The 18,197-nt window shown below is 51.5% G+C and carries 14 protein-coding genes; 2 read left to right on the top strand and 12 right to left on the bottom strand.

The annotated features are described in order from the left end of the window. Positions 1–64: 64 nt before the first annotated feature. Together M0R70_00855 and M0R70_00850 are read right to left on the bottom strand one after the other, a co-directional pair. On the bottom strand, positions 65–1,282 hold the full coding sequence (locus tag M0R70_00855; GenBank protein ID MCK9417910.1) for a M23 family metallopeptidase: 1,218 nt from the start codon (positions 1,280–1,282) through the stop codon (positions 65–67). A 257-nt stretch (positions 1,283–1,539) separates the two neighbouring features. Beyond that, positions 1,540–2,826 carry a CsgG/HfaB family protein gene (locus tag M0R70_00850; protein MCK9417909.1) on the bottom strand — a complete coding sequence of 429 codons (1,287 nt, stop codon included), beginning with the start codon at positions 2,824–2,826 and terminating at the stop codon, positions 1,540–1,542. Between the two features lie 280 nt (positions 2,827–3,106). Here M0R70_00850 and M0R70_00845 point away from each other — a divergent pair, with 280 nt between their 5' ends. Then, positions 3,107–3,439 carry a helix-turn-helix domain-containing protein gene (locus M0R70_00845; protein MCK9417908.1) on the top strand — a complete coding sequence of 111 codons (333 nt, stop codon included), beginning with the start codon at positions 3,107–3,109 and terminating at the stop codon, positions 3,437–3,439. A gap of 140 nt (positions 3,440–3,579) precedes the next feature. Here the strand turns inward: M0R70_00845 and M0R70_00840 are convergent, their stop codons facing one another. After that, positions 3,580–3,963 carry a helix-turn-helix domain-containing protein gene (locus M0R70_00840; protein MCK9417907.1) on the bottom strand — a complete coding sequence of 128 codons (384 nt, stop codon included), beginning with the start codon at positions 3,961–3,963 and terminating at the stop codon, positions 3,580–3,582. Positions 3,964–4,316: 353 nt separating this feature from the next. Here M0R70_00840 and M0R70_00835 point away from each other — a divergent pair, with 353 nt between their 5' ends. Continuing rightward, entirely contained in the window at positions 4,317–4,481 is a 165-nt protein-coding gene (locus M0R70_00835) for a type II toxin-antitoxin system HicB family antitoxin (protein MCK9417906.1), read from the top strand. A gap of 193 nt (positions 4,482–4,674) precedes the next feature. Here the strand turns inward: M0R70_00835 and M0R70_00830 are convergent, their stop codons facing one another. From M0R70_00830 to M0R70_00790, 9 genes are all read right to left on the bottom strand, one after another. Beyond that, the gene (locus tag M0R70_00830; GenBank protein ID MCK9417905.1) at positions 4,675–7,920 is read right to left on the bottom strand and encodes a hypothetical protein; all 3,246 of its coding nucleotides are present in this window, start codon (positions 7,918–7,920) and stop codon (positions 4,675–4,677) included. A 476-nt stretch (positions 7,921–8,396) separates the two neighbouring features. Then, a complete protein-coding gene (locus M0R70_00825; protein ID MCK9417904.1) occupies positions 8,397–9,824 on the bottom strand; it encodes a B12-binding domain-containing radical SAM protein in 1,428 nt (475 codons plus the stop codon). Beyond that, positions 9,821–11,248: an acyl--CoA ligase gene (locus tag M0R70_00820; protein ID MCK9417903.1), complete on the bottom strand. Its 1,428-nt coding sequence runs from the start codon at positions 11,246–11,248 to the stop codon at positions 9,821–9,823. The genes M0R70_00825 and M0R70_00820 overlap by 4 nt, the downstream gene beginning before the upstream one ends. Continuing rightward, on the bottom strand, positions 11,245–12,684 hold the full coding sequence (locus M0R70_00815) for a B12-binding domain-containing radical SAM protein (protein MCK9417902.1): 1,440 nt from the start codon (positions 12,682–12,684) through the stop codon (positions 11,245–11,247). Before M0R70_00815 ends, M0R70_00820 begins: the two co-directional genes overlap by 4 nt. 215 nt (positions 12,685–12,899) lie before the next feature. Then, a complete protein-coding gene (locus M0R70_00810) occupies positions 12,900–14,108 on the bottom strand; it encodes an FAD-dependent oxidoreductase (protein ID MCK9417901.1) in 1,209 nt (402 codons plus the stop codon). After that, the gene (locus tag M0R70_00805) at positions 14,105–15,433 is read right to left on the bottom strand and encodes a hypothetical protein (protein MCK9417900.1); all 1,329 of its coding nucleotides are present in this window, start codon (positions 15,431–15,433) and stop codon (positions 14,105–14,107) included. Before M0R70_00805 ends, M0R70_00810 begins: the two co-directional genes overlap by 4 nt. Before the next feature lie 13 nt (positions 15,434–15,446). Then, a complete protein-coding gene (locus M0R70_00800; GenBank protein ID MCK9417899.1) occupies positions 15,447–15,689 on the bottom strand; it encodes an acyl carrier protein in 243 nt (80 codons plus the stop codon). Positions 15,690–15,896: 207 nt separating this feature from the next. After that, positions 15,897–16,967, bottom strand: coding sequence for a beta-ketoacyl synthase chain length factor (locus M0R70_00795; GenBank protein ID MCK9417898.1), 1,071 nt, complete (start codon positions 16,965–16,967; stop codon positions 15,897–15,899). Next, positions 16,964–18,142: a beta-ketoacyl-[acyl-carrier-protein] synthase family protein gene (locus M0R70_00790; GenBank protein MCK9417897.1), complete on the bottom strand. Its 1,179-nt coding sequence runs from the start codon at positions 18,140–18,142 to the stop codon at positions 16,964–16,966. The genes M0R70_00795 and M0R70_00790 overlap by 4 nt, the downstream gene beginning before the upstream one ends. Positions 18,143–18,197 lie beyond the last annotated feature (55 nt).

The following is an 18,197-nucleotide window of genomic DNA, read 5'->3' as shown; positions in this document are numbered from 1 at the left end:
ATCGACCACTCAAGGTCGATCTTATTCCATCTGTCTTGTCAAATGTTCTATAACTCTTTCCCGTTTAGTTGCACGGCGGGGCGCTGAAACACTCATGGGTTGTTATGATCTCGAATCTCGCTGGTGATTCACACGTCATCCCTGTCAGATTATCCGCGCCTCTTGTAAATAGGTGCGCACCTAAACCATTCGCACTGTACGAAAAACGATAGACCGGACAAACATTGTAATTCGTGCCGAGATATTTTTTGCTTCTATCCACCGCGTTCAATCTCCATGCGTACCCCAAATCCGCAGTTTGCGTGTATCCGGCATTGATTAATGCCTGGTAATCCGCGCTGTTCTTTTCAACCAAAATATGATCAGTTAATTTTGAGCACTGAACAACATGGAATGTATTGGGTATGGGATTGGTTGCGGCAACCCAGGCTTCAATCTCATATACATAGCCCGAGTAGGCAGCAGGTGGTGTTGTGATGTTGTTCCACATTCTGGCCCCGGTGTTTGGGTCTCTGAAGCGATATATAGCAATCCAGCACGATGCACAATCATCGATCAATCCATTGGCGTCATCATCAATTCCGTTTGCGATTTCCTGTACCGCTGTACTGATTTTGAATTGCGACAAATAGGGTATGGGGTCTTTCCAAAGAGCTGTATCAACGGTGACGGCGTAACCCGGTGGGCTCAGCCAAACACTGGAAAAGCGGCTATACAAGCCGGTGCCTATCTGAAAATGTAAATGTGTTGGCCAGGTATGTGTCCCGCTTTTTTCGATCTTCGCTATCACGCTGCCCTTACTCACGGTCGTATTCAGCGCGGGTCTGCTCGCATCATCGACATGACCATAGATGACAAAAAACGGCTGCGGTTGCGTTATTTGAAGTATGATGATACCGCCCCAGTTCCCGGTACCCGGCCTGAAGGTGGAAAGTACGATTTGGCCGTCTCCGACAGCCAAGACATCGCTATATTCGGTTGCCGCTAAATCAAGCCCCAAATGATAATCACCCGTCGAACGTTGATGGAGAAAATTATTGGTCATTGGCAACACCTCGCGCAACGGTGCGCCGAATGAATTGTCCAATGGCCATTGCAACGGTCCGCCACCGGCATTTACGACGGAACCACCTTCGTCTGCGGAAAATACTGTTTCTGCCGTCGCTGCCGTCGAACCATTAGTGACATCCTTGTTGTTGCCTGTATTGCAGGCACTAATGCATCCAAGTATCAGAAACAGAGCTATTATAGATTTATTAGAATTTCTCATTGTCTTTTTCATTTTTTCAAAAAATATTTCGTTAATCGCATTCTGTATAATCTGTCAGATAGCCATACCAAATCTTCTTTAGCTATAAATTTACGTAAATGATGACAAATAGATATAAGGCTTTTACAATTTGGATTCATCTTGTCTATAAAAACTCACCTTGACAATCTCCAGCTAAGAACTGCTAAATTGTCAAGGTGAGCGAGGCATAACGCTTAATCTCACTGTTCGTACGGTACACTCAATTTGAAGTCAGAAATACAGCCTGCCTATCGCGCATACGTCTTCAATGCGCTGGCCAGCGAAAGCGACAGGTTTTTCTCCGCCTTACTGACCATTTCCTCCTCTGATGGAGCCACCATTTCACTTTTCCGGGCGAGCGCTGAACTGCTACTGCTTAAAGCTTTTTCATCGCCGGTGAATGCTGCCCATTCGCAACTGAAATCTTCTTTCCCAATAAAGGAGTCGCTTTTCTTGAGCTTGGCGGTTTTAACCTCGATCAGTTTATAAGACCCCGCAATGGATGCCCCTGCGGAGCGCGAATAAATCGTTACTGTCGCAAAAACATCACCGTAAATATTTTTTGTCTGTTCCCTGCCTTTATTGTCTGTGTATTTTTGTTCACCAACAACAACACTTTCCTTCTCGCGGACATTCTTTTGTGTTGTCCTTTCAGGCGTATATGCAATCGAGGTGATTTTTCCCGTCAATATCTCATGCACACCAAGTATCTTGCCGACCTTGACGGCTGTTTGTTCATCGAGCAGACCGGTCATCCCGAGTTTCTGCTCCTGCATGACCTGCTCCATTTGATCTCGCGAGATTACTTCTAAAAATTCCATTGCGCTTTGATCATTCATCACATCACTGACAATCTGATCCAGAACGGTTTCCGCTACAGCGCCATATTTGCCGCCTTTGCCGGATTTATCCTCAAAGGGGATAATGGCAATTCTTTTTATTCCTGACTTGCGGCACTTTTCATAGAGCTCTTGGGCATCTTTGTAACCAGCGACAAATTGCCCTGCAGCTTTAAATTCCTTGGCTGCCTGTTTCTGGACATCCACTTCATCGTTCTTGCTTAGGCGCAAACCCTCCTGATAATGGGCTTCCGCGGCGCTCGATTTCGCCTTCGCAAAATTATCTGAATAGTTTTTTAGATCGAACTTAATCGTCTCTTTTGTTTTTCCTTCCGCCAGCGGCGGCAAACTTTTTATTGCCTGATGGATGCTTGTTAGGGCATTGTACTCTTGAACAACTTCGTCCCATTTGAACTTCGCGGAACCGGCACTCAGTTCTTGAATCCTACTTTCATGTACATCTACTGCTTTCGGGTAAGCCTCCTTGATTAACGCCTGTGACTTATCATACGTCGGATCCAACTTGAGCGATTTGACTACAGTAAACACAGCTGTGTCATAGTTCTTGGCCTCATAAGATTCACGGGCGCTTTTTTCCAGCTTTCCATATTCCATGAATGAGGCGCAACCTGTCACCACCGACAAAACACCACACAACGCCATCAGTACCGTAAACTTAAACAACCGATTCTTCATTTTGCATATCCCCTTTCGATTAGACATAATTGTGTTCTATGCTATAGGGCAGCATCAACTCGATGTGTGGCAATCTCGTTATTTCTCGGATATGTATAAGAAAGGCTGTCATTTAGACAGCTCATTATTCCGAATAAACCGCGAATGCACCAATGACACAAACCTTTTCAACCGATTGCATTCAAGCACATATACGCTTTATTGTCAACATATAATTCCGTATCATAGTCCCTGTTTTTTTGTTTTCGGTTCGCCTAATATACTGACCAAAGGTGAACTAATGGCGCACAGTGATATCTCCAAAAAAATACGAGAACTCCGGAAAGCGCTGAAACTGACACAGAGTCAGTTCGCGGAACTTGTGCATTTAAGCGTAGACAGCGTCGGCAAGATCGAAAGGGGCCTCGGCGGCGTCCCTACTGTTGAGACCTTGAAAAATATCGCCGCCGCACTAAAAATGCCGGTCGAAGACCTTATCTATCCCTCGAAAAAGAAGATTACGAATAAGCCAGCCAGAGAACTTGCAGACTTGATCGCATATCTGCAAACCCGCACTCCGGCGGACATCAAGTTCATCCATGAGCTGGCAATCAAAATATTGGAGAAAAAGTAATTCGATTTCGTAATTGATAGATCGAATAGTGCTTATTTATCCAATATTCTTCCTTGATATCACGACAGGCACCATAAGGAATGAAAAAAGGATACCAAAGGCGCTTTTTACTCCTCTCGCATTCATACTTCCCCGGCTCATCATGCCTCTTCATCCTCGAACAAAGCCTCGATGATCCTTACCGCTTTTCGCACTTCCCGGCGTTCTCTTCCCGCAAGCAACTTTCCGATTATATCAGCGGCATCGCTGCACGGGCACACGCGCTCATGCAGTGAATTCAGAAGCGAGCAGACCGGCGAATCCAGGGCTGCGGCGATTTTGCCGACCATGACGGCAGTGGGGTTTTTTATTCCCCGTTCCAGCTCTCCCAGGTACTTGGCATTGATGCCGGATTGTTCGGCCAAATGTTCCTGGGTTAGCCGTCTTTTTTGCCGCAGCTTGCGTATCCGGCGCCCGAGCTCCGTCCTGAACTCGTTTTTTCGTCTTTCGCCAAGCGCCGTATGGTCGCCATTATAGCGTTTCATTAATCCCTCTTGAACCAGCTATAGCCGGTATCATTCGGCAAGCCGGGGCCGAAGATGTATGTTTTTACCGAGGAGATTATACAAGACGGAAACACACGGATAACACACGGATTCGCGCAAATTGTAATTTTAGGAGGAGGGTTGTTTCCGCAACGACAAGATAGTGACGTTTTCGACCGGGGTGGCTTGTTCGCATCAAATCGAATGTCATTAGCTACCGCGAAACCGAAATACCACTTGAAATGCAAACGTGCATATCATACAATGTTGCTATGATCGAAACAGTCCGGAACGGAGGACACATTGTGGACAGACAATACACCGCTGTAATGAAACAATCGGAGAACTGATGGATCGGCTGGATAGAGGAAATACCCGGGATAAATTGCCAGGAACGAACACGCGAGGAGTTGATCGACAGTCTTCGACAAACGCTCAAGGAGGCCCTTGATTTTATCCGTCAGGATGCCATATCCGCAGTCGGTTCCGAGTACATAGAAGAGTCAATTACCGTATGAAGCGGGAAGCGCTGCTGAAGTATCTGCGAGCCCATGGATGCGAATTCATACGGGTAGGCAGTCGCCATTCATGGTGGTTGAATCCGGGTCAAAATAAACGATCATCAATACCATGACATGCCGAAATCGACGACAACCTCGCAAAGAAATCTGTAAAGATCGCAGAATAAAACAGGGAAAGTAACGGAAAACATCATGCGCTGCTGATAGCGCGATAAATTTCTTCCGTTATTGACGATGGAGTGATGCCGAGAGCTGTTAATAGACGATTACAGCAACATTGATAGGTCGTAGCCGCTTCGGCCTTGCGGCCGAGCTTGAGATTGCAGACCATGAGCCGTTGATAGAATTCTTCGCATAAATCATCGATTTCAATCCCTTTTTGAAAACAGGCAGCGGACAGATCGAGCTTTCCCTCTTCTTCCCAGTGCCTGCCCAGCATACCCGTGAAATGGATGAACTTGCTTTTCAGGCGGTCCCGAAGCGCCGATGTCCAAGGCTCCTTTACATCGCCCGTTAGAAAGTGTCCTTTATACTGCGAAAGGATCTTTTCCGTCAGTTGAACAACATCCTTCCGACAAACTCTTTCCTTCTCGCTCCTTTTCCCCTTCACGTCCTCCTGAAGCGCCCTCCAGCCCTGTTCGGCCATCTCAATCATCCGTTCAAGGTTCCGTACATCCACTGAGCAATGCCTCAGGTCAAGAGTGAGCTTGCCGGCATGAAGCCGAACCGCATTGTCGTTGCCGAGAATTTTTCGCAGGCGGTACAAGGCCAGTTCGCAGGATCGGTGCGCCGAATATCCGTCCGCCTCGGGCCAAAGGGCATCGGCAATCCGCTCCTCGGGCACAGCCTCCCCCCCCAGGGCAATGAGCGCTTTGAGCAGCGCAAGCGGTTTCTGTTGCGCCTTGCCGGAAAAAACAACAGGTTTCCCGTCCTCCAAGATCTCGAATCTTCCCAAGGTATGCACTTGCAGCGGATATGGCCAGTTTTCTGGGACAATAGAATTTTCCACCGGCACAAGTCCGCGCCTACGGATAAGACTCTGGACATATTCCGTCTCGATTCCGGCCTCCAGTGCCTTTGCGCAAAGGTTCGCCATGACCTCTGGCCGCCAAAGATACATATTTGAGAAGCCTTTGTCGCGGCCAAGTTTCATCGCCTTCCGAAGCAGCCCCAACCCTTTTCTTTCCTGTTCACTGCTATATGCTTGATCGGCCTCAATTATGTAACACATGTACGCAAGCATGGAGCTCTTCATGCTTATCGCAATTTTATATGCTTGAGATAAATAGTGCCGGGCTTCCTCTTTTTTATCATATTCGTAAAGCGCTTCGCACGTAAAAATACAGCTGGCCGCAATTGCTGGAATAAATCCTATGTTCCGGAATAGATCGGTTGCTTCCTGACAGGCTTGTATTGCTGCACTCATTGAGGCTTTGCTCATGCATTCCCATGCTTTGATCAATTGATATACAGCATAATCAAGTCGTCGGATCGCGGCGGGATCCGTATTTATGGTTTTTAAAAGAGTTTCAGCGAGACCCAAATCACCCATGCTCAGGGCTGCGGCGATACCATGTTCAGTAACATGAACATCCCACACATGGATGCCGGTTTTTCCTGCGAGAGCAATCGTTTCACGGACCGTTTTAACGCAGGTTTCGCAAGCGCCAGTGAAGAAGAGATAGAGCGCTTCAGTGGTTTTTACGGACAATCGCATGAAGTCGGTGACTTTCTCCGATTTTACCGTTTCAAAAAGTATGTCAAGCGCTGAACGGGCTTTGTCTACTTCTCCAACCCACAAATTATAGACCACGATATACATTCCCGATTTAATGCGAAGGTTCTCATCAGGAAAAGCGCGCAGCACATTCCATGCCCGTGTCTCCCAAAGTGGAATCTCATGGTGGGATGGCTGTCTCCACGCAAGCGCGCTGAACATACCCACGCCAACTACAGCCTCGATCTCCTCGGATGGAAATTCCGGATATTCCCTCCGCATTTTTCCCATGATGGAAATCAGCCGATCAAGCATGGTAAATTCGGAGCCGAAGAAAATGCTATCCACCGCCCCAGCCCAGGAAAGATACAAGCCTGCCCTGTCATCATTGCCTTTAAAAAGCTCAAATGTTCTTTCGAAATCTTCTCTGCTCTTCACCGGGCTATAGGGCATCATGGCAATGCCACGCCAATAGAGTAGCCAGGGCGCCCGTTCAAGCGCATCCAGCGGAAATCGGGCCGCCCAGCCTTGTACTACAAGCGCGCGGCCCTGCGCGATAATGCCGGGCGCAAGACTCGCAATCAATCGGGCCGCATTTTGCCAGTCGCCTGCCTGCTGAAATAGTTCTACCGCCGCTTCTCCCTGTCCGGCTTCCTCGAGTATGATTGCGGTGCCAATCTTGAGGCTTGTAAGCTCAACCATGGAGAACACGCGACCGCAGTGGGCCAGTAAAAATTCACGGAAAAGCGGATGGTATTGATATGCGGTGTCATGCTGAGCATGCTTTGTCGTAAAGAAATTGTGACGGTTCAGGTCAGACAAAATTTGTTCGGCTTTGTCCAGGCTGGTGAGTTTATGTGCCATTGCAGCAGTTAGTTTGGGAAGGTATGCTGTTTTGAGAAGCAACTCCTGGGTTTCTTTTCCCAATCTCTCGAAGACCTCTGCCGCGAAATATTCAAATATTCGCTCTTTGGGAAGCGTTGTCTGTGCGGGCGTCATGGCTTTCTCGGACGCGCCCCCTTCAACCATGAGCACCAAGCCGGCCGCCCACCCGTCGGTCGTGTCGCGCAAACGGCGCAACGCTTCTGGTTCCAGCCTCTTCCCCAGCTTCAGCCGTACGAATTCTTCGATTTCAATGGGATCGAGCCTGAGTTCGTCCCATCTGAGTACAGCCATGACATTGTTGGCCTGCAGACGCATGAGAGCGAACGGGGGTTCATTTCTGCTGATCAGGATAATCTGGAGGCCTTCGGGAACCTGGGAAAAACCGGCATGGATGATTTCGTGGAGCCCGGAGCCGGGTGGCACATCTTGATAATTGTCGATGACGATAGCGGATGGCTTCTTTAATCGCCCATAGAGACCTTCAAAGTACCTGCGTGCGAAAACTTCAACTCCGAGCAGGTATTCCGGGGTCAAAATGGGAAGTGGTTTCCTCGCCTTGGGCGCGGCTTTCTTGGCGGCAAGGCTCAAATAATAGAAGAACGTCGCCAAGTCCGCGTCTCCAGCATCCGCCTGGTACCAGAGCGTCGGAACCTTGCGAGACGCGAGAAAAGAGGCAACGAGCGTGGTTTTGCCAGATCCTCCCGGTCCTGAGACCCATATAATTCGCTTGTTTTTCTCCATATCAAGATGGGTGAACAAGCGCTGCCGTTTTATGATCCCGAAGAGAACAGGGCAGGTTATTTTTGTTATCGTATTGTAACGCTTGGCTTCCATCGGTGATCTATTCTGTGGAGCAATTATTCAGGTCCACTACCTCGTTTCGTCGCAAGGCGCGCCTGCTGAATCTCATAAATGGAAATCTGAAGCGATAAATCGACAATAGCGGGTCAAGTATAACAGTGAGCTCTTTGTCTTGTCAACATGTTTTGCCGAGTATCCATCATAAATATGGGGTATTTTACGGCTATGGGATTTTGCAACATATGAGTGGGGCCTACCCTGCGCACTGACGCCTGGTCCGTTCGGATATGATGCCCGTCGCCTGACGCAGTTTCAGCCAGTATAACCGTTCACGCCCCTCTTTCAATGAGAGCACAGAGGGGGAGCTTAGATGTTTTCCCATACCCGCTTAATATTTCAATATTTTCTCGGTGTTCTCTGTGGTTGGTTTTGGCAATACGGCGGATCGAGCCGGGAGGGTGTTTTAGGGCATTACAATTTTCTATCAGAACAATACCGGACAGATACCTCTATTTTTTCGGCTCAAAATCACGCTTGATCTTGAGAAACGTCGGCAGGTTCCTGAAAATCCGATAGGTACTGTGGGGAGACTTGAACATCAGCGGACCGAATTTACGGGTCCAGTTCTTCCCGGTGTAAAAACGCTTGATGAACTGTTTGTAAAGTTCATCGAGCCGCTCCTTGGACTCGATCCCCCGGGGCACGAAGACAAAGTTCAGGCAGTTCATGAGTTCCCACTTTTCCTCAAACACGCCTTCTTCACGAATGGTCTGGTAGATGGGGGATCCGGGAAAAGGCGTGAATTTGGTCATGTTCATGTCATCGAGTTCAAGGTCCGTGATGAAATCGGCCGTCACTTTTATCGTTTCCTCTGTTTCACCAGGAAGTCCCATCATGAAAAGGCCCTTGGCCCTCAGCCCGCTCTTCTGGATCCGTTTGACGGTGGTCTTCATTTCGTTGAAATCCACTTTAGTTTTATGCCGGGCAAGGATCTCGGGTGCGCCCGACTCTATGCCGAGGCTCACCATCCAGCAGCCTGATGCCTTGAGCATCTTGAGCAGCGCGTCATCGATATGCCCCACGCGCACAGCGCAATTAAAGGTCATTCCCAGCGGTCTGGTCTGCAAGAGTCCGCAGAATTTTTCGATCCTCTCGCGGTTGAAGGTGAACAGGTCATCATAGAAGAAAACGTGCCGGATATTGAATTCTTTTTTCAGGAAGGCCATATGATCGTAAAGATATTCAGCGGAGTTATATCGAAAACTTCTGCGGTACACCGAGCGGTCGCAATACGAACACTGGTAGGGACAGCCCCGGCTTGAAATAATCGTCGCTGACGGCGCTTTCGGGTAATTGAACAGCGCAGCCTCGAACTTTTTCGGGAACCCTTCAAGCTTGTGGTACGCGGGAAATGGCAGTGAATCAAGCTCGCACAGATCGTTTCTGAGACCGTTGTCCCTGATCTCCGTGCCCTCGCGATACACCAGTCCCTGGATCGAGCCAAGCTTTGCTCCCGCGGCAAGCTCGGCCATGGCCTTCTCTCCCTCACCGGTGACCAGAAAGTCGATGGCGGGATAGGATTCAAGAATCTTCGCGCGCAGAGCAGAGACATGCACGCCGCCGAAAATGATCGTAACATCAGAAACCGTTTTTTTTATCTCCTCCGTCAGGCGATAGGCATTCAGAAAACCTGACGTCACTGCCGTGAAACCGATCATATCGGGTTTGAAGGACTTGACTCGGGAGAGGACATCGTCAGCGCCGATGCGGCTGACAGCGCCCCGGCAGTCGTGAACCTCCACCTCATGCCTTTTTTCCAGCAAATAGGCGGCGATAGACAGGATTCCGATCGGCGCCATGCGAATGGCGGTCTCGGAAACGTCTTCCCTGCCTTCGACCCAATTCGAGCCAAAGGGATTGATCAGCAGGATTTTCATCTCTTCAACTTTCCACTTGCGGTTTTCGCCAACTGGTCCACAAATTCAAAATCCTTCGGTACTTTGTACCGCGCCAGGCGCTGGTAGCAGAACCGCCTCAGAACATTCGCATCCATAACATCGTTCTTGTCCCGTAATACGATCTTCGCCATGGGAAGCTGACCGCATTGAGCGTGCGCAGCGCCGTACACCAGAGACTCCTTCACCTGAGGATGCGTATTAAGAACAGACTCCACTTCCTGGGCGAATACTTTCATTCCCACAAAATTGATGACGTCCTTTTCCCTGCCTACAATGGTCAGGAAGCCGTCCTGGTCTATTTTCCCCAGATCGCCGGTCTTGAACCATCCATCGTTCAAGATCGCCTCCCTGCCCTGCCAGGGAGAATAATAGGCATCGAGCATCCCCTTGCCCTTGATCCTGATCTCCCCTACTCCATCGGCATCCTTCTTGTCGAGAAATATCTCGAAATCCGGCAGCGGCTTGCCCACGGAGCCTCGTTTATCCTTATCTCCCGAAAGGCGGATAAACGGCAAACCGACCTCGATGATCCCATAGGCCTCGGTCAGCTCAAGACCGAACTTGGCAAAAAACTCCTCTGCCACCTGTTCGGGAAGCTTCATGGCCGTTGAGACCGCAAGACGGATATGTTGCAAGGCATCTCCGGGCAGGGCCACGGTGCGGGCCAGGAGGCTGTAATAAAACGGCGATGAATAGATAAACGTCCCCTTATGCGACTTGATCCCCTCTATGAGGGATATCGGATATCGATGACCGCAGAGCACGATAGTCGCGCCGCGGCGCAGGAACAGGAGAATCGTAACCACAAAATGAAAGCTCATGGACAGGACCCAGAGCACCGTATCGTTCGACGTTATCTGCAACCCTTTGTCCGCGGCATCGGTCCGTTCTATGATCGCCTCATGAGAAAGGACCACGCCTTTGCTCATGCCGGTCGTGCCGGAACTGAACCGGATAAACGCCGGGTTGATCCTGAAATACTCTGCCTTCGGGCGCTCTCTCGTCGTCCTTTTCACGATGGTGAATTCTTTTTTAAAGAGACCGTTCGATTGCAGCGGATCGCCGTATCCACCCTGCCACAGACGCGGTTCGGCGATCAGATAATCAATGTCGATTATGTTGATGACGTTCTCCGCTTCTTCAGCCGTCTGCTCCGGAGAAATCGGAACGACAACCGCCGAGAGAGATAATATTGCCAGACTCGCGATAATATAGTCTATACTGTCATCGCAGAAAAGACCGACGCGATGGAGCCGGCCGACACCGCGCTGACGCAAGGTATCGGCAAGCCGTTCCGCGCCGTTGATCAGCTGCCCATAGGTAATGCGGTCATCATCCTCAATAACCGCGGTCTTCTGCGAGAGCGCTTCCGTCTCGCGCTTTATAGTGTCAAATATGTTCATGCTCTTTTCTTCGGTAAATAATCCTTATAGATGTTCCGCATGGCGAAAATATACCGCGTGCCGAGGTAAATGATCCTCACCAGTTCCTTGAACGGCACTTTGACCTTGTTCACCCGCAGCGGGTTCGCCTGAAGGGCCACCCGCGACAGTTTCGCGAAGTGAGCGTAGAACGTGTTCATATCGAGCTTTGTCGCCAGTATGGTATGCATGCAGTCGTAATAGAGATAGGGGTCGACAATATAATCGTTCTTATGCGTATGCCAGAGGTCGGTCCCGGGCGACGGCGAAAACACGGTGAAGGTGACCTCGGCCGGACAGACCTTCATGATTTCCTTTTCAAGATCCCTGAAGTCCTGGACCGAGAAGTCCGGATCCACCATGAAGCTCGCATGGAGGGTGATGCCGATCTCTTTCAGTATCTCTATGGCCTTTCGGTTCGTATCCACGGTCGTCCGCTTCTTATACTTGTCGAGCCGCGATCCGACCATGGCCTCGAGGCCGACGTAGACCACGCTGAGACCGGCCTGCTTCCAGAGTTTGAACAAATCGGGATATTTTACGATCGTATCAGCGCGCGCCCAGCTGATATACTTCTTTTTGATCCCCTTCTCGAGCAACAGGTTCGCGATCTTTGTCAACCGGTCCTTGTTCAGGAACGTCTCGTCGTCCACGAAATAAATATGGTTCTCCGCGATCTTCTCGATCTCATCCACCACGTCCTCGGGCTGTCGTTGGAGGTACTTGCCGCGCATCAAGTGATGCACAACGCAAAAGGAGCACGAAAAAGCGCATCCGGTCGACGTGCGCATGCTCGCGGTCCTCGGGAATATGGTGTCGAGCCTCTTCTCCGTGCTTGAGGTCCAGACGCAGAAATAGCGTGAGCGATCGACCAGCTCGCGCCGTGCCCGCGGTATTTGGTCCACGGGAGGAAATTCCGGCGGCAGGGCCGCGGCCTTTTCCGCGAATCCAGGATCTTTGGGTGAGAGAACAGCTTCGCCGAACGCGAGCGGTTCGCCTTTTTTAAAGCGTCTTACGATCTCGGCGAATGCCGTACCCCCTTCGCCGCGCACGATGATGTCGATCCCCTCGCCGTTCAATGCGTAATCCGCAGGTATGATCGTGGCATGCGTTCCGCCGACCACGGTCACGATCTTCGGATCATGCTTTTTCACGAGACCAGCCAGGGTCTTGACCAGGGCCGACTGGCTGCTGTAGCCGGTGAAACCAACGATATGGGGCTTCATCTCGCGTACTTTGTTCTGAAAACCGAGGATCGGGTCCTTCTCGAAGCTCAGGTCCTGGATCACCACTTCATCTTCCAACGGCACACCGCCGGCCACCATTTCGAGCTCCAGCGGTTCGAGGTGAAGAAATCCCTCCTGGAGACGCTTTGCCACAAGCAGCTGAGGATGCGGTTTGACGAGTAATATTTTCACTAAGACCCCCTATTTGGATAAACGTTCAAGCAACAAGAAACGTAACTACTCAGGTCAAGACATTGTCCGCAGATTACGCAGATTTCGCAGATTAAATCAAACGTGACTTATTTTTTATTAAAATCTGCGTCCATCTGCGAAATCTGCGGATAGAAAGGTTTCTATCTGGCGTAACACCTTTCGGGGTTCAGATGTGTTGAGTAGTTACGTTTTTATCAATACTCCTTTATGTTCTCAGGATACTTCCCGTTCCTGACCCGGTACGCCGCCGCTTTCCCAGCCTGTTCCCCCAGCGCCACGCAGGCGCCCATCACGCGCGTCGAACCGAGCGCCTCACGAGTGACCGATATGCAGCGTCCCGCGGTGAGCAGGTTCTCAACATTCTTGACCGTGATACACCTGAACGGGATCTCATAATAATCTCCGCGAGGGACATAGTAATAAACCGTCCCTTTCAACCGGTCCCAGAGTTCGATAGGCCAGGCATTCTTCACAATCCCATCGGAAAACTTTCTGGCGGAAAGGACATCATCTTTCGTAAGCGTGTACTCTCCCATGACCCTTCTGCCTTCGCGCTCAAGCACCTTGAGAGAAGTCCCGGCAATAAAGGAACCGTTAAAAGCCGGAATAACCGATGCGAGATAGGCATGCACTGCAGCGGCCTCTTTTCTCGTTTGTTCTTCCCTGCGCGGGCCCTCTTCAGTGTCAATGCTCATCTTGCAATACCCCTCAGTGATCGCATCTCCGGGACTGAAGGTCGTAAACCTTACCGTTGGCGAGAACGTCCCCTGTTTCACAGCCTGGGCAAGATGATAGGGGACTTTGAGCGCAAGCGCATCATCGGCGCCCTGCAGGCCCTTTATGTGAAGCGTGAAGCCTGCCAGCTGACGTTCTTCCGGACTGGACAGGTCGAATTCAGCACCGGCCAGAGCTGCAATCTCTCCGCTTCCTGTACAGTCGATAACCATTTTCGGTGAGATGACCTGCTCACCGTCAGGACCCTTGACCTTGATGCTCTCGATCCCTGATGACCGCTTCGTGACCGCGATTGCCGCGGTATCATACCGTACGGTAATGTTCTGTTCAGCACTGCAAAGCGAAGTGAGCACAGATTGCAGATCTTCACTCGAATACGGATGCACGTACACCCGGCCCATCTTTTTCATTGTTCTCTGCGGCGACTTCACGCTCAGAAGAGCAGCAAACTCGCGCGCGAGCCCCTGGTTCAATGTCTCTGTCGGGGCCGCATCACCATTCAGATAGAGGCCGCAGATATGTTGGAACATGCCCGCGGTACCGGTACCGCCGAGATAGCGTTCCTTCTCTATAAGCATCGTGCGCGAACCGCCCCGTGCTGCTGCCACTGCTGCCGAAACGCCGGCAACACCCGCGCCGACCACGAGAACATCACCGGTAATATTCATGATGCCTTCGAAACTCCGAATCGATCCCGTATCCCCTCTTCGAGCATCCTGATATCTTCATCACTCAGCAACCCATCCAGAGAGGAGATCACCAGGTTGAGTCGGTTGTTGTAATAATTACTGAAGAACCCGAGCCCGGGAGGCACGGGCACGCGCGGCATGTGAAACATATTCGCGATCCGCTTTTCCATGAACACGGGATGCTGGTAAGCGCTCTTCCCGAGATGGGAGAAGACAAAGGTTGCCATCTTCCCCTTCATCGGGAGGTGCAGCAGTTTCCCCAGCACGGGCAACGGTGCGATGCGGGTCAGCAAGCTCGCTTCCACAAGGTCTTTCGGAAAGCCCGATTTTACCTGGTCGTACATCTGTTGCTTGAGCAGGGCAATGAGGCCTTTGCGGTCATCGATCTCAAGGACCGGAACCTGGTAAAAAAGGTACGACACGTAGTTGAAAAATACTTCCTGCAGCGGGTCCAGGCCGGGCCGCAGGTCCATGGTCACGGGGATAAGGTAGCTGGCGCCGGTCAACTGCCTGCTCTTGAACAGTTCGCGCATGCTTTGAATGATCACGGACAGCAGGTACGGCGATTCCATAAGATACCCTGCCTCGGTGTATGCCCGTTCATAAATGCCCGCAGTCTCCTTTTCATTGAATGCAAGGAGATGATAACGGTAGCATCGATCTTTTCCGGACGGAAGATGCAGGGCTTCCGGTGTTGCTGTTTTCGATAGCATCATGATCCTGCGGTTCACGTTCCTGCCTGCCAGGAACCTTTTCGACCATCGGGTCAGGGCCGATGAAGAGACAAAGGCAATATCCCCGGACACCTCGGGTGCACCCCTTTTCAGGCTCTTCTGGAACAGGTCCAAAAACAGCTCTGCCCCGCGTGCGTCGAGGATGCGATGGTCGAAGGTCATGGCGAGCATGCTTCGCCCGTGGCCGATGAAAAGATGAAACGCGAGGTGATCGTTGTCGTCCCTAAACGCCGTATTCACGCTCTGCGCGAGCGCAAGAGGGAACGCATTGTCTGACGACCGGTCGTCCACGCGATGAACAACGAACGTGACCTCGTGCACGCCTTTTGCGGGTATCCTCCAGTAAGGCGCAAGTTTGAGGTCCCGCCCTACGCTTCCCTGCAATACCGGGAACCGGCCCGCGAACCTGCTCACCTGCGTTCGGACCTCATCCTCATCAAGCAGGGAATCGAACTGGAGCACCACCTGCGACATATTACCCGCGCAGGTCGAGGCCTTCATCAGATGATCGAAGGTATTGATCACCCAGTCGGAACCGGAGAGGTAACGTTTGCGTTTGGACACCAACATGACCGCTCCCACACTACACTTTTCCGCTGATGAACGAAGCCAGGGCGTGAATGGTCTCAAAGTCCTTCCTGGTCAGGTCCGATGCGATCAGCGGCAGTTTAAAGGTCTTTTCAATGAACACGAGGATCTCGATGAACCCGAGCGAATCGACCCCCAGATCGTGGAACGGTACATCAGGAGAAACGGCCGATGCCTCCTGGTTCGTGATCGAAGCGATCCCCTGAATTAAGGTATCTTCAATTTCCTGTATGGTCATGATTATTTATAACCTCTATCCTAATCCGTACAAACCGGAACCATAATATATATTTACCACGGATGCACACTGATGAACACGGATAATACATCAGGCTTTTTTCATTTGCTTTATTCAATCAGTGTCAATCCGTGCTACTCCGTCGTAATGTTCTTTAGATTTTATCCATTTTGAAAAGTATTTGATCGGTCAACCACCAAACTAAACTCACACCTTTGATAAATAGATCACCGACCTGTCAGCGTAACAGTTGATCCCGATACAGCGTATCGATTCGATATGACTGCTGCCGGATTCCGTGAGAAGGCGGATCCCTTGAGGGTTATCCAGCACCGGAGCGGCGTAGCGCGTTTGCTGTTTCAGCATCAGCGCGCCTGCCGCGGCATTGAAGGCGCTTCCGATCATCATGCTGCCGAAGAGCGGCGAATAGGCCGCTGTCGGGATATCCGTTGACAGGGACGAATGGTACGCGGACTCGTCGGGCAGCATGCCGTCGGCATCGATGATGTTGATATCGACGGACTTCCCTCTATCAGGATCGTCGCCCGTGTGAACAGCGTTGATGTCGCAATACACGTTGCCCTCGTTCCCCTTGCTTAAAAGAAAAAAAACAGCGCCTTCGCCCGGGACCTGACAGGTGGGATTGAAGGTGAAGGGTTTGATCCTTCCGTCCTTCGCCGTCGTGAGTTTATGATCGGAAACATACCCCAGGACGTCTCCGTACTGGTCCACTGCTCCGGCAAGGACATGATCGCAGCGGCCCTGGTCCAGCCATGCCTGCGCAAGCTGCAGCGCCGCCTGGAACGAGAACTGGAATTGGGAGATCGTCAGTGTAGGACCCTTTATGTTCAGGGAGGTTGCGACATAGGAGGCCGCTGCATTGTGTACCGAGTTCGAAAACGTGGTCGGCGATACTGCAGCATCGCCGTGGTCAAGGATGTCGTCCAGAAAATCGAACGTGGTCACGTGGGGACCAAAAGCGGTTGAAATGATGATGCCGATCTTTTTCCGGGCACTATTCTCGATCCCGCTGTTCAGCAGTGCGTCCGACGCTGCGACCACGGACATCTTGCTCAGCGTATCCGAGCGCCGCACTTTCTTTAACAACGCTTTAACGGGCGCCGTGGCAAGATCGACCAGGTACGCCGGCAACGTGCCTCCCATGACCGGATGAGCAGCCACTTCACCCGGCTTTTGCCATCCATTTTGCATGGCCTTCTCAAGACTTTCTATGCCCAGACCCTGCGTAAAGATCAGGCCGATCCCGGAGATCTTCATGCGTTTTTCTCCCGTCCGATCACGATCGCGGCATTGGTGCCCCCGAAGGCCAGCGAAGTGGATAGCGCGAAGCGTCCGGTGATGACGGTCTTTCCCCGCACAGGAGAAATGGGGATGGCCTCATCCCTGGTATGATAACCCGCGCTGGCCGGAACCCATCCTGCGCGAAGTCCTGCCGCCGTAAACACGGCCTCGATGCCTCCTGCTGCGCCCAGGGTATGTCCCGTGAACCCTTTGGTCGACAGCATGATGAGATCCTGTCCGAAGACGTCCGCCAGCACATTTCCTTCGACCAGATCATTTTCATGGGTTCCGGTGCCGTGGGCATTGACAAATCCGACCTCGCGGGGTGCGATGCCCGCTTCCGCCAGTGCGTCATGCAATGCAGCTCTCAAACCCACACCATCGGGACTTGGCGCGGTCAAATGATAGGCGTCGCTCGATGTGCCATAGCCTGAAAGAAAGAGAGGTGATACAACGCCCCTCGTGCGCGCTGTTGCTCTGGTTTCGATGACCATGACTCCCGCGCCTTCTCCGAGGTTTAATCCCTTGCGGTCCCGGTCAAAGGGCGCGCAAAGACCGGGATTGGCGATGCCGAGAGAGTTGAATCCGCAATAGGGCACGTGGTTCAACTCATCCGCCCCGCCAGCGATCGCAATATCGCACAGGCCGCCCTTGAGCCAGGAGAGCGCGACGCCGATCGCGTCGGTCGAGGAAGAGCAGGCGTTCACCACGGAGATCTGCGGGCCCCGCGCCCCGATCCTGCGCGCAATATATTCAGCAAGATTGCCCTTTAAAAATCTGTCCACTGATATCATCGGCGCCGCGCCGTTCTCGCGGTATGCTTTATAGAACTGCAGGGCGTTCAGCTGACTCGCCACGGTCGTTCCCATGCAGACACCCACCCGGAACCCCGTAAGGTCGGCAAGACGCGCGTCCTTCATCGCCTCATCAACAGCGATCAGGGCAAGGCTCAATGTCCGCCACCCTTCCAGATAATATGCATCCGGAAGATGCTTCACTTCAAAGGCCGGAGATTTCAAAATTGTAGGGAAGAGAGTCACCGGTCCCGCGTTCCTCGTCCCAAGCTCAAAGGACGAGAGCGTCTCGGCGACGTTGTTTCCCGCAGCGGATATTACACCGATGCCTGTGATCACCATTGAGGTATCTTGCATAGTTTTCGATTTCTGTTCAGTGTAGAGCCTGTTGCACAAACCCATTTTGTGCTTC

The sequence above is a fragment of the Nitrospirota bacterium genome, from assembly GCA_023229435.1.
Classification (GTDB): domain Bacteria; phylum Nitrospirota; class UBA9217; order UBA9217; family UBA9217; genus JALNZF01.
Note: the sequence above shows the minus strand (reverse complement) of the source record. Positions and strands in the feature narration are given on the sequence as shown.

What these genes read in the sequence shown, in the direction of transcription:
- M0R70_00840 (MCK9417907.1), bottom strand. Translation starts at nt 3,963, where the DNA reads ATGAAACGCTATAATGGCGACCATACGGCGCTTGGCGAAAGACGAAAA.
- M0R70_00845 (MCK9417908.1), top strand. Translation starts at nt 3,107, where the DNA reads ATGGCGCACAGTGATATCTCCAAAAAAATACGAGAACTCCGGAAAGCG.
- M0R70_00830 (MCK9417905.1), bottom strand. Translation starts at nt 7,920, where the DNA reads ATGGAAGCCAAGCGTTACAATACGATAACAAAAATAACCTGCCCTGTT.
- M0R70_00795 (MCK9417898.1), bottom strand. Translation starts at nt 16,967, where the DNA reads ATGAAGATCTCCGGGATCGGCCTGATCTTTACGCAGGGTCTGGGCATA.
- M0R70_00850 (MCK9417909.1), bottom strand. Translation starts at nt 2,826, where the DNA reads ATGAAGAATCGGTTGTTTAAGTTTACGGTACTGATGGCGTTGTGTGGT.
- M0R70_00825 (MCK9417904.1), bottom strand. Translation starts at nt 9,824, where the DNA reads ATGAAAATCCTGCTGATCAATCCCTTTGGCTCGAATTGGGTCGAAGGC.
- M0R70_00810 (MCK9417901.1), bottom strand. Translation starts at nt 14,108, where the DNA reads ATGAATATTACCGGTGATGTTCTCGTGGTCGGCGCGGGTGTTGCCGGC.
- M0R70_00790 (MCK9417897.1), bottom strand. Translation starts at nt 18,142, where the DNA reads ATGCAAGATACCTCAATGGTGATCACAGGCATCGGTGTAATATCCGCT.
- M0R70_00820 (MCK9417903.1), bottom strand. Translation starts at nt 11,248, where the DNA reads ATGAACATATTTGACACTATAAAGCGCGAGACGGAAGCGCTCTCGCAG.
- M0R70_00800 (MCK9417899.1), bottom strand. Translation starts at nt 15,689, where the DNA reads ATGACCATACAGGAAATTGAAGATACCTTAATTCAGGGGATCGCTTCG.
- M0R70_00805 (MCK9417900.1), bottom strand. Translation starts at nt 15,433, where the DNA reads ATGTTGGTGTCCAAACGCAAACGTTACCTCTCCGGTTCCGACTGGGTG.
- M0R70_00855 (MCK9417910.1), bottom strand. Translation starts at nt 1,282, where the DNA reads ATGAAAAAGACAATGAGAAATTCTAATAAATCTATAATAGCTCTGTTT.